General features: G+C 45.2%; 11 protein-coding genes. 5 read left to right on the top strand and 6 right to left on the bottom strand.

Annotation, left to right across the window (positions count from 1 at the left end):
• Nucleotides 1–2: 2 nt before the first annotated feature.
• Nucleotides 3–884: an SDR family oxidoreductase gene (locus tag FTT89_RS09830; protein WP_242898066.1), complete on the top strand. Its 882-nt coding sequence runs from the start codon at nucleotides 3–5 to the stop codon at nucleotides 882–884.
• An 81-nt stretch (nucleotides 885–965) separates the two neighbouring features.
• Entirely contained in the window at nucleotides 966–1,130 is a 165-nt protein-coding gene (locus FTT89_RS09825) for a hypothetical protein (RefSeq protein ID WP_016658124.1), read from the top strand.
• Nucleotides 1,131–1,229: 99 nt separating this feature from the next.
• Here FTT89_RS09825 and FTT89_RS09820 read toward each other — a convergent pair whose 3' ends face one another.
• The 6 genes from FTT89_RS09820 to FTT89_RS09795 all read right to left on the bottom strand — a co-directional run bounded on the left by FTT89_RS09820 (nucleotide 1,230) and on the right by FTT89_RS09795 (nucleotide 9,511).
• Complete coding sequence (locus tag FTT89_RS09820) at nucleotides 1,230–2,633, bottom strand: iron-containing redox enzyme family protein (RefSeq protein WP_228721972.1); 1,404 nt, start codon at nucleotides 2,631–2,633, stop codon at nucleotides 1,230–1,232.
• A 316-nt stretch (nucleotides 2,634–2,949) separates the two neighbouring features.
• The gene (locus FTT89_RS09815; RefSeq protein ID WP_005178063.1) at nucleotides 2,950–4,113 is read right to left on the bottom strand and encodes an acyl-CoA desaturase; all 1,164 of its coding nucleotides are present in this window, start codon (nucleotides 4,111–4,113) and stop codon (nucleotides 2,950–2,952) included.
• A 17-nt stretch (nucleotides 4,114–4,130) separates the two neighbouring features.
• Nucleotides 4,131–5,153 (bottom strand): ferredoxin reductase, encoded by a 1,023-nt coding sequence (locus FTT89_RS09810; RefSeq protein ID WP_180006489.1) that lies wholly within the window; start codon nucleotides 5,151–5,153, stop codon nucleotides 4,131–4,133.
• A gap of 373 nt (nucleotides 5,154–5,526) precedes the next feature.
• On the bottom strand, nucleotides 5,527–6,816 hold the full coding sequence (locus tag FTT89_RS09805; RefSeq protein ID WP_180006488.1) for a DcaP family trimeric outer membrane transporter: 1,290 nt from the start codon (nucleotides 6,814–6,816) through the stop codon (nucleotides 5,527–5,529).
• 106 nt (nucleotides 6,817–6,922) lie between these two features.
• A complete protein-coding gene (locus tag FTT89_RS09800) occupies nucleotides 6,923–8,305 on the bottom strand; it encodes an aromatic acid/H+ symport family MFS transporter (RefSeq protein ID WP_005178072.1) in 1,383 nt (460 codons plus the stop codon).
• Nucleotides 8,306–8,596: 291 nt separating this feature from the next.
• Entirely contained in the window at nucleotides 8,597–9,511 is a 915-nt protein-coding gene (locus FTT89_RS09795) for a LysR family transcriptional regulator (protein WP_104473128.1), read from the bottom strand.
• A 118-nt stretch (nucleotides 9,512–9,629) separates the two neighbouring features.
• Between FTT89_RS09795 and FTT89_RS09790 the strand changes: the two genes are divergently transcribed.
• The 3 genes from FTT89_RS09790 (at nucleotide 9,630) to catA (ending at nucleotide 12,128) form a co-directional block, all read left to right on the top strand.
• Nucleotides 9,630–10,739 (top strand): muconate/chloromuconate family cycloisomerase, encoded by a 1,110-nt coding sequence (locus FTT89_RS09790; RefSeq protein WP_016658119.1) that lies wholly within the window; start codon nucleotides 9,630–9,632, stop codon nucleotides 10,737–10,739.
• Nucleotides 10,740–10,750: 11 nt separating this feature from the next.
• A complete protein-coding gene (catC, locus tag FTT89_RS09785) occupies nucleotides 10,751–11,041 on the top strand; it encodes a muconolactone Delta-isomerase (protein WP_005178078.1) in 291 nt (96 codons plus the stop codon).
• A gap of 166 nt (nucleotides 11,042–11,207) precedes the next feature.
• Nucleotides 11,208–12,128, top strand: coding sequence for a catechol 1,2-dioxygenase (gene catA, locus FTT89_RS09780; protein WP_160241302.1), 921 nt, complete (start codon nucleotides 11,208–11,210; stop codon nucleotides 12,126–12,128).
• Nucleotides 12,129–12,131: the final 3 nt, after the last annotated feature.

Raw genomic sequence — 12,131 nt, 5'->3', positions numbered from 1 at the left:
ATTTGGAGAACCCCATGAATCATTATCCTGACAGCCCATCTCCGCAAGAGAAACAGGAGCATCAGCCCGGTGTGCAATATAAAATGACGCCCGAACCTGAAATTATTAAAAACCATTATCAGGGCAGTCAAAAACTCAAAGACAAGGTAGCTTTAATTACCGGCGGTGATAGCGGCATCGGCCGATCTGTGGCGGTGCTGTTTGCCCGCGAAGGTGCCAATATTATTATTCCCTATTTAGAAGAAGATCAGGATGCGCAAGACACCAAGCGACTGGTTGAGCAGGAAGGTCGTCAATGTCTGCTGATTCAGTGTGACCTGCGCCAACATGCGGCAGTGCAGCAGATGGTCGATCTGGCTTTGCAGCAGTTTCCGCATATTAATATTCTGGTCAATAATGCTGCTGTGCAATATCCACAAAAAACCATTGAGGACATTAATCCCGAACAGCTGCATAAAACCTTTGAAACCAACCTCTACCCGCTGTTTTATGTGACCCAGTTACTCATTCCTCAAATGCAGCCCGGTGACAGTATTATCAATACCACCAGTATCACCAGCTATCAGGGCCATAATGAGCTGATTGATTATGCCAGTACCAAAGGGGCTATTACTGCCTTTACCCGTAGCCTGTCGACCAACCTGCTAAAAAATAAAACCGGGATTCGGGTGAATGGTGTCGCACCCGGCCCAATCTGGACGCCGTTAATTCCAAGCAGTTTTGATGAAGAACAGCTAAAAGGTTTTGGTGAAGATACCCCCATGGGCCGTATGGGTCAGCCAAGTGAAGTTGCGCCAGCTTATCTGTTTTTAGCCTCCGATGAAGCCAGCTATATTTCCGGTCAGGTGATTCATGTTAATGGCGGTACTATTGTCAATGGTTAACGGCATTTAAAGGCACACAAGCAATGTAGATAACATTTTGAGTTTTATTGAAACATGCAGATCTATACAGGAGTGAAACTGATGTCTAGAGGTGATAAGTCGGCCTATACCGACAAGCAGAAACGTCAGGCCCGCCATATTATTGAATCGGAAAAAGAGCGAGGCCATTCCGAAGAAGAAGCAGAACGCATTGGCTGGTCTACCGTCAATAAACAGGATGGCGGCGGTAAAAAGAAATCTCACTAAATGCCCTTCTGTTCTGCTGGAACCCTTTTAAACTTCTATAAAAATGCCAATCCTTAGGATTGGCATTTTGTTAGGTGATGACAAGTAGATCATCAGATTTTATTGAATCTGCTGCAGCGCCTGCGGGAATAAAAACTGGGTCAGTTGACGCGTGGCCCATAAACCAGTGGGATTATGATGCTGATGCGGCGCCAAGTAAGGCAACAGCAGATTGATTTTTTCTTCCGCGTTACGCGCCAGCTTCAGTTGTTGCTGCAAGGCCTGCTGTTCGCTGGAATTGAAATAATCGACAATATAATCATCGGCCTGCTGCACTGGCGTTATGGCTTTGAACGGCGCACGGCGTTCGGTATAGGCTTGAGCAATCCAGTCATAAATAATCTGCTGTTCAGCGACTGAAAATACACCGAACATTTTGCCTTCTTCATTGTGAATCAGCTGCCAGAAGCGGCTTTCACTCGGATGCTGGCCGCGTTTAATCCACTGTTTATCCTGTAATACCTGAAGGAACTCGACCACTTTCTGGTCATTGCTGAGCCATTCATTCACCGATGCTTGAGCAAAGCGGCAGCGGTTATTATGAATCAGCTTGCCGACCACGGCTTTTTTCTTGAAAATCTTTTCAATCAGCGGGGTTAAATCACTGTTTTTAATAATTTCAGTCGAGCCTAGGCCAACATCATTCAGAGCATAGCCGCGTTTCAGTTTGTCAATAAACTCTGTTTTATTGGCGGCCTGACTATAGCCATATTCCAGTGCGGCGACTGAACGATGCGCGTGACCATTGTCCAGGTTATCAATGGTAATGTGCACATTAAAATACTGATGATCCAGCCCCAGTTCAGCCAGTTCATAATTACTGATCAGCAAATGCAACGGCAACTGTTCATAGCCTAAATTAAAACCAATCACTTCCGGCAGATATTGCTGCGGCGCATAGGCCAGCGCCAGTTGTACCACGGGCTGATAATAGTATTCATCTTCCAGTCCTTCGACCAGATCTTGCAGATTCAGACTGCTGAGCAATTGCTGATACATCGACACGTGATTGGCTTTGGCTGAACCGAGGCCCAGCTCTTCCAGATAAATCATGATCAGATGCTGAAAATTCGGATCAGACCAATGTTTTAAGGTGCTATACAGCCAGGAACCATCGACATATTTTACTGGCGCGACTTTCACCAGAAAGTCATAGGCTGCTGCTACATGCTGAAAGTATTCACGCTGACCACCTGCCTGACGCCGGCTTAAATACTGCTGATAGCGTTCACAATTCTGCATATTCTGCTGAAAAAGCCAGTCTTTGATCTGGACTGGCTCATCGGGTAAAGGAATAGATGGGGGATCTATCTGGTGAAGCTCGCGCTGTAAAAGCTGGGCCGAAAGCTTTTCTTTTTCTGGTGCTGGCGTGCTTTCATCCAGAAAGAAATGAAACAGCTCCCGATAGCTTTTTTGTCGTTCGAGTTTTAAGGGGCGATAACTGTTCTGAGAGACAACTGACATCTTGTTATTTTCCATTATTTTTCACTCAAACCAGCTTAGGAGATTCGCCAAAATCACCATAGTTCAGTTTTGTTAAACCACGTTAACTTGCCAGCTGCTCAAAAATAAAGCGCAGAGATATCAGAAACTTATAAATATAATTCAGTTACATAATCGGCAAGACCGGGCGTTTTTTCTGTAAAAATAGCTCATGCTCCTGTAGCGCTGTTGCACTCAAGTTTGAGTCTTGAGTAAAAAATGCAGCAGTTATGCAAAATAAAAAAAGACCAAAAGACATCTTATCTTCTGGTCTTATAAAAGCTGGCTAAATCTGCTGTTACTGGAATTTGGCTTTCAGCTGGGCCAGACAGGTACGAATCAGGTGACCGCCCTGCCCGATTTTGTCCTGCCAGTGATTTGGCACCGAACACTTGGCCAGACGCACCCAGACACTGGAAAACTGCTGGATAAAATTGGCTTCATTATAATGAATACCATATTCTGCACACAGCGCTTTAATTTTTGGCGCTACTTCGGCATAACGGTTGGCCGGCATATCCGGAAATAAATGGTGCTCAATCTGATGGCTTAAATTTCCACTTAAAATATGCAGCCACTGGGTGCCACTAAAATTACTCGAACCGCGAATCTGGCGGATATACCATTCAGCCCGGCTTTCATTTTCGGTGTTGTCGGCTTCAAAATTTTCCGCATCTTCAGTGAAATGGCCGTTAAAGATCACCGCGGATGCCCACAGGCTGCGAATCACATTGGCGACAGCATTGCCGGCAAAAACCGGAATGGCATTTGGCCCGGCAAGCAGCGGGAAAAAGACATAATCTTTGACCACCTGACGGCGCATTTTCTTTCTTAAACCGGCCGCTTCATCCCAGACCTGTTTCCAGGTTTTGGTTTTATAAACCAGTACATCTTCTAAATGCAGACGTTGCAGCCCCACATACCATTCAAAAAATACCATCAGCTGAATGGCCAGCGGAATATTCATCAAAAAACGCGGTTCCCATTTTTGTGCTTCGCTAACCCGTAGCAAGCCATAGCCGACATCGTGGTCTTTGTCGACAATATTGGTATAGGTGTGATGAATATAGTTATGGGTATATTTCCAGTCGTCTCCGGTGGCAATGGTGTCCCAGTCATAACTGGCACCGTTCAGGGTCGGATCATTCATCCAGTCAAACTGGCCATGCATGACGTTATGACCCAGCTCCATATTTTCAACAATTTTGGATAATCCGAGTAAACCAGTCCCCAATAACCATACTGGCGGAATCCAGCCGCCAAACATCAGCATCCCACGTGAGGCAATTTCACTATAGCGGACAAAATTACGGATTTTATAAATATACTGGGCATCTTTCTCGCCCAGATCGTCCATGACTTCACGGCGGATGGCTTCCACTTTGGCACCAAATTCCTGAATCTGAGCCTCGGTTAAATATTTTGACTTGCTGTTCGGATGTAACGCGGCAGGCATATTCATGTGATGTTCCCTCCAGATTATAAGTTAATCACGACAGGACTGATTGCCTGCGTCACACAAAGTTTGATTTGGGTATTATGGTTATGGTCAATTTCACCGGTCAGCAGATTACGCACGCTGCCACTGACTTTGGTACAGGAGCAGGTATTGCAGATTCCCATACGACAGCCATGGGCCGGTCTTAGCCCGGCGGCTTCGGCACTGTCCAGCAAATTGCTGTTGGCCTGAAAATCCTGCTGCGAGCGCAAGAACTGCACCGGCTGCGCCTCCAGAGTTTCATCTGCGGTCATTTGAAAATACTCGGAATGAAACTGCTCGCTTAAATCCAGCTGCTGACAAATCTGCTGGGCGGCCTGCATCATCGAGGCTGAACCACAAGCATAAATATGTCGCTCACCCAGTTGCTCGACCGTGTTTTGCAGTAAGGCCAAAGACAAATGCTGACGCTGTTCTACGGTATTAAAATGATGATATTTAAAATGCGGATACATCAGCGCCAGGGTTTTAATTTCGGCATGGAAGGCATCATCCCGGGTGAAATACAGCAGGTCTATCGGCTGGGTCGAGCTGACCACGGCTTTTTGTAATAAGGAATAAATGGCGGTAATCCCACTGCCCGATGCAATAAAACATAAAGATGGAACTTGTGCCGGCAGCACAAAATTGCCCTGCGGCTGGGACAGCTCCACCACAGCCCCTGCCGGTAACCGGGTCAAAGCATTGGACATTTTACCTTGTCGTTTGATGGCCAGAATCACATCGCCGTTATCGAGCAAAGTGACAATGGAATAGCTGCGCTGCTGGCGTACCCCATTCATCGCCAGCGTGACCAGAATACTTTGTCCGGCCTGAAAACGCTGTGCCTGAAAATTCTGGTTGGGACGTAAATGAATTTTATAAAAGTCTGGACTTAATGCCTGAATTTCAACAACGCAGGCTTTGACCTTTTTCAATGCCCAGACTGGATTTATTTTTTCTGCAATAAAATCAATAAAATCTTCTCGAATCCACTCGGGTTTATACTCTACAGAAGTGCTCATAGCGGCCTCATGATTTTTTCAGTGAACGGATGTTCTTTTTTTAATGTTCATGCCCACTATATAGATTCATGATCTCGATTCCATGTGAATGCAGGACAAAACTTGTCTTTTCCTTATGTTTTAGCTGGTTTTGTCTGACAAGATTCTGCACTTTTTCGGTCCCGACTTCGATGGGAGAAGTTTTATTGTTCTGATTTGCTTTTGTGCAGGCGCAGGATTTTTCATGAAAATGTCGTATGCTTTTGTCAGACTCGGTGAAAATGCCTGATATTTTTGCTGTAATTTCCCCCCCACATTAGACTTAAGTCCAAAAAAGTCTAAAACAAAAAAAGCCAGAAGTGTCCTTCTGGCTTTTTTAATGTATAGCGTGTAATTAGAAGTTATAGATGGCCACCATATTAATACGGTTGTCTTCACCTGTTTTGCTGCCATTGGCCGCAGGAACTACTGCTTCACGCTCACCATAGACATATTCCAGACCTAAGCTAACCGGCTTGATCGGGCTATAGAAGACATTGGCCCATGCCTGCCATAAGTCTTTGTTAACGCCAGTTCGTTTATCTGCTGGAGTCGCTGCCAGATAATCAGCATCCTGATCAAAGCTCATATAGCCATAACCCACTGTGCCGCGCAGTTTTTCATTAAACTTCTGGGTCAGACCGACAGTAATCGAATCAAACTCGCTTTGCTCCAGACCATTCACCCCCTGGATGGTGCCGGTATTGGCAAAAGACACAAAACTGCTATCACCCTTCACATGGTAGTAGTCTGCTTTTAAAGTCGTGCTTGGGGTCACATCATATTTAGCGCCCAAGCCCACACCCCACGCCATTTCTTCATCAGAATTGATGCGTTTTTCATGGCCCATGGCACGTGCGCTCACGCTCATGTTATCGGCGAACTGATGATTTAAGCGCGCAGTTAAAGCCGGTAAACGCTGGGTGATGCTGTTATCTTTTGGGTCTTCAGCAGCCACCACCAGATTGGTTTGCGGGCTGAATTTCGCGGTATAACGCACTTGCGGGGTACGTTTAACTGCGCCACCGGCATAGGCCAAAGCATCGACTGTTTCCGGCATATAATCCGGTACCGCAAAGTTAGACCAGGTTTGACCAATTAACCAGTTGCCATAATTTAAGTAAGCATGACGAATACGTAAGTTATCAAAATTTGAACCGCCCAAGAAGTCGACTTCAATTTTACCTTTTACGTCTTGATCACCCACAGGGCTTTTGAAATCCAAACCTAAACGTGTAGCAGAAAGTGTTGATCTTAAACGATCACTACTTTCATTATTGCCTTCTAACGCTACGGCATTAATATGGTTATATGGCAAATCTCGGCTACTGCCCTCAACCTGATAAGAACCATCCATACGGACGTTTCCATACAGGTTAAATTCAGCATTACCCAGCGTCATACCCAAGCCGCGCTTTTCAGTGCTGGCTTTTTGTGCAACAGGTGGTTGTACCGCAGTATTGGCAAGTTGGTTTAAATTCGCTTGAACCGTTTGATTTTGTTGAGCATATTGATGAACAAGTGCTTTCAGTTGTTGCACTTCCTGACGAAGCTGCTCAACTTCCTGGCTGCTTTGCGCATTGGCCATTACACTCATTGTTAAACCGACAGCAATTACTAAAGGTTTGATCATCATTGTTTTCATGGGCACACTTATCCTGTGACTATCCGTTTTTGTCGTTCCTGACAAAGTTTCATTGTTTTAAAGTTTGGCTAGCCTGAAGAACTCAAGCTAGCGGTTTGCTCAGAGATTAATGTGCAGAGCTTTTGACTGCTTTGACATTGCTGTTGGCGAAGCTTTCCTGCTTGGCTTTGGCACCATCTACCGAGACTTTCAGATTTACCATAAAGATCGCTACGGCTGCAATTAGACCAGGGATGGCAATCATCATGAAATTCATCTGGTGTGGCAGGTTTAAAGTAAGCAGTGCACCAGTCAGCACAGGCCCGACAATCGCGCCGATCCGGCCAATTCCAGAGGCCCAACCCATACCGGTTGAACGTACTGTAGTCGGGTAAAACTGTGCGACGAAAGTATATAGTAAAATTTGTGATCCAATGGTGGCTGCACCGGCAATGGCAATTAAGGTATACAGCACTGGCTGTGGACTGTTAAAGCCAAGCAGGATTAGCGCAATTGCCCCCACGGTGAACATAATGGTCAATACCGGTTTCAGATGGAAACGATCTGACAAGGCACCGCCACCAATTGCACCGACCATACCGCCAATATTCAGCGCGAACAGGAACAGCATACTTGCACCGAGTGAATAACCGGCCTGAATCATCAGTTTTGGTAACCAGCTGCCCAATGCATAGACCATTAACAGACACATGAAGAACGCAACCCAGAACATTAAGGTACTGAAGGTACGACCTTGCTGGAACAGTGCACGTAATGGGGCTTCATCACCGGCCATCACTTCATTTAGCACAAACTGGGTATTTGGCGCAATATTCTGTTCTGGAGCAATTTTCTGTACAAAGGTGCGGACCTGTTCTGTTTCACCTTTTTTGGTGAGGAACATCAGGGATTCTGGCAAGAATTTCCACAGCAGCGGTAACAGCAATAATGGTGTACCTGCTAGGTAGAACATGATTTTCCAGCCATAATCTGCCACCAGCCATGCACCTAACAAGGCAGAGGTCATCCCGCCAATAGCATAGCCACTGAACATCACGGCAACCAGAGTACTCCGAATCCGTTTTGGCGCGTATTCAGTCATTAATGCCACCACGTTTGGCATCACGCCGCCAATACCTAAACCGGCAAGGAAACGTAAAATACCAAACTCAATCGGGTTACTGGCAAAAGCGCCCAGGAAGGTAAAGCCACTGAAAATGGCCACACAGATCATAATGGTCTTTTTTCGGCCCAGTTTATCGGAGAGCGTTCCGAAACTCATGGCACCGAACATCATCCCGAATAGTGCAGTACTGGCCAATAGCCCTGCCTCTACCGCACCAAGTGACCATTCCTGCATCAATAGTGGTAAAGCCACCCCGTAAATAACCAGGTCATAGCCGTCGAAGATAATAATTAATAAACACCATAAAAGTACGCCCCAGTGAAATGGCGTAAATTTCGCGTTATCAACCACCGTATTGATGTTTACTGAATCTGTTGTATTCACGATAAGCCTCCTGCTTGTGAAACCGTCCAAATTTTTGTAAACAATGACCCAATGCGTTATTTTTGTCCAAAACCGATTGCATATATATTCATACCTAAAAAGTTAGGCGAAAAAATTAGTTTTATAAACAATTGTTTATGTTTTAAACAATCTATCTTTATGTAGGAAATATAAATTAAAGTTTATTTTTAAACTGTGAAACATAAAAAAAGGTCTGAACAAAAGCGCGCCGTTCAGACCTGTTGCAACTTTATCTATATAAAGGATGGAAAGAGCTAAACTTCAACGCCCTTAAATTACAGTACGATCATATTTAATCGCTTCCAGATCATAGACCTGATAAATACTGTCAAACAGTGAGCGGATATCTTCGCTTTCATCCATACTGCGAATCGCCAGGAAAATCGGGCTTTTAGCAGCATCATCGAGTAAAGGAATATAGTTCAAATGCGGCAACTGTATGGTACGCGCGCTTTCCGGGACTATACACATACCTTCGCCGGCAGCTACCAGCCCCAAAGCCAGCTGAATTTCACGCACTTCTTTTAAACTGCGCGGCTCCAGACTGTATTCGGAAAACAGGCCGCGCACTTGGGTCGAAAAATTCGGTTTGGGATGGTTTGGATAGAGAAAAATATTTTCTTCGACAATATCTGAAAGGTATATACCCTGCCGCTTTGTTGCAAATATATGACTGTCATGCACAGCGACCATGAGCGGTTCTTCACGCAATAAAATACGTCGAATGGCCGGATCGGAAATGCGTAAACGGCCAAATCCGACATCTATACGACCTTCCTTTAAGGCCTGAATCTGGTTGGTGGTGGTCATTTCAACCAGTTCTATCTTTAAATTAGGATGTTGTTGGCGGAATAAATAGACTATTCTGGGGAGTAAACCATAAAGTAAAGAGCCCACAAAACCAATGGTCACGGTTTTCTCGACCATTCCCACCCGCTTGGTCATGGTTTTGATCTCTTCCGCATTAGACAAAAGTTTTACGGCATGCTGATAGAAAAATTGGCCTGCCGGAGTGGTCTGTAATGGGCGGCTACCGCGCTCAAATAGCTGAATTCCAAGCTCACTTTCCAGATTTTGGATCTGACGGCTTAAAGGTGGTTGCGCAATAAACAGTTTTTCAGCTGCTTTGGTAAAACTCTGTTCTTCTACCACAGCAACAAAGTATCTGAGATGTCTAAGTTCCATACCCTTTCCATACCTTTAGAATATAATAAAATGCCAAAATGATCTTCGACAGTGCGTTTCTATTCTTTTAAGGTATATCACATCAGATACACAACGCAAGATTGCGAAGAGTAAAGTGATGTATAAATCCATTGAAACCATGCTTGTCGAGATTCCAACCATTCGTCCACACAAAATGGCGGTGGCGACAATGCAGACGCAAACCCTGGTATTGGTAAAGATCTCCACAGACGATGGTTTTGTGGGCTGGGGCGAAGCAACCACAATTGGTGGATTAGGCTACGGTGAAGAAAGCCCAGAAAGCGTAAAAACCAATATTGATACTTACTTCGCACCTTTGCTAAAAACATTGGCAGGTTTGAACTTTGCACAAACCATGCGTGCCCTGAAAAAGAATATTAACGGCAACCGTTTTGCCAAATGTGCCATCCAGACTGCTTTACTGGACATTCAGGCACAGCGCCTCGGTTTACCACTGAGTGAAATTCTTGGTGGCCGTTTACGTGACAGCGTTCCTGTGCTTTGGGTATTGGCTTCAGGCAATACTGAAAAAGACATCGCTGAAGCGCAGAAGATGATTGAAATCAAACGTCACAATGTGTTCAAGCTGAAAATCGGTTCTCGTCCGGTTGAAGAAGATGTTGAACACGTGCTGGCAATCAAAAAAGCATTAGGCAAAGACGTTTCTATTCGTGTTGACGTCAACCGTGCCTGGTCAGAGCTTGAAGCCATTAAAGGTATTCAGCTGCTGCAAGATGGCGGTGTTGACCTGATTGAACAGCCATGCGGCATTGAAAACCTCGATGCGATGCGTCGCCTCACCCGCCGTTTCGATATTGCCATTATGGCAGACGAATCGTTAATGGGTCCAAACAGCGCTTACCAGATTGCCCGTAACAATGGCGCATCAGTTTTTGCAGTTAAAGTGGCGCAGTCCGGCGGCCTGATTGAAGGATGTGAGGTTGGCAAAATTGCCAAGCTGGCCAATATCGACCTATACGGCGGCACCATGCTTGAAGGCCCGGTAGGAACCATTGCTTCAGCGCATGTGTTCTCGACGTTTGAAAGCCTGGCTTACGGCACCGAACTGTTTGGTCCATTGCTACTGACGGAAGAAATTTTAAAAACACCATTGCAATATCAAAACTTTGAATTGGTGTTACCAACCACTGCCGGTTTAGGTATTGAACTGGATGAAGACAAGCTTGACCGCTTACGTCGTCAATAAAGGAGCTAGACATGCTTTTCCACGTACGCATGGATGTCAATATTCCACTCGATATGCCAGCTGAACGCGCTAATGAAATTAAAGCCGTTGAAAAGGCATATTCGCAGGAATTACAGCGCCAAGGTAAATGGCGTCATATCTGGCGCATTACAGGCCAGTATTCAAACATCAGTATTTTTGATGTTGAGAGCAACGAAGAACTGCACAACCTGCTGCAAGGTCTGCCGTTGTATCCATACATGAATATTGAAGTGATGGCGCTTAACCGCCACCCATCTTCTGTCCGTGATGATGACACCTGATTCACAGTTCATATCGGTATTTTAAGAATTTAAAGCCGCTATCGGGGTAGCGACTTTAGAAGTCCAAAGGGTAAATAAACAAGGATTGTGGCCAGCCAGATCAGCCAGCCAAACAAGCATTCAGGCAGCCACGACAACTATATACATACATTCAAGGAGTAATTGTATGGATCGTCAAACCATTGAAAATGTAGTTAAAGCTTGTAACGTGGACACTTCAGAAGGTCCAGTAAATGCACGTGTACAACAGGTACTTGTTCGTTTAGTTACAGATTTATTCCAAGCGATTGAAGACTTAGATTTAAGCCAATCAGAAGTTTGGAAAGGTATTGAAACTATCATTGATATTGCAAAAGCTGATGAGTTTGCATTGATGGGTTCTGCTGTAGGTCTTGAACACTTCCTAGACTTACGTGCTGACGAAGCTGACGCGAAAGCAGGCTTGACTGGTGGTACGCCACGTACAATTGAAGGTCCATTGTATGTTGCAGGTGCGCCTGAATCTACTGGTTTTGCTCGTATGGACGATGGTTCTGAAGAAGGCAAAATCCCGACTTTAATCATTGAAGGTACAGTAACTGACACTGACGGCAACATCATTCCTGGTGCTAAAGTTGAAGTATGGCATGCAAACAGCCACGGTAACTATTCATTCTTTGATAAGTCACAAAGCCACTTCAACCTACGTCGCTCAATCTTAGCTGACGAAAAAGGTCAATATGTTGCTCAAACAACTATGCCTGTAGGTTATGGCTTAAACCCTGAAGGTCCACTTCAAGGTGTATTGAACCAAATCTCTCGTCACGGTCAACGTCCAGCTCACGTGCACTACTTCATCTCTGCACCTGGCTACCGTAAGCTTACGACTCAGTTCAACATCGAAGGTGATAAATACCTTTGGGACGACTTCGCATTCGGTACTCGTGAAGGTCTAGTTGCTGAAGCTGTAGACGTAACTGACGAAGCTGAAATCGCACGTCGTGGTTTGAAAGGTCCTTTCAAATATATCCAATTCAACGTTGTTCTTCAGAAAGATAAAGAAGGCGCTCCTTCTACTGAAGTTGAACGTCGCCGCGCAAGCGCATAATTT

Source organism: Acinetobacter sp. YH01025, assembly GCF_013420185.1.
Lineage (GTDB): Bacteria > Pseudomonadota > Gammaproteobacteria > Pseudomonadales > Moraxellaceae > Acinetobacter > Acinetobacter indicus.
Note: the sequence above shows the minus strand (reverse complement) of the source record. Positions and strands in the feature narration are given on the sequence as shown.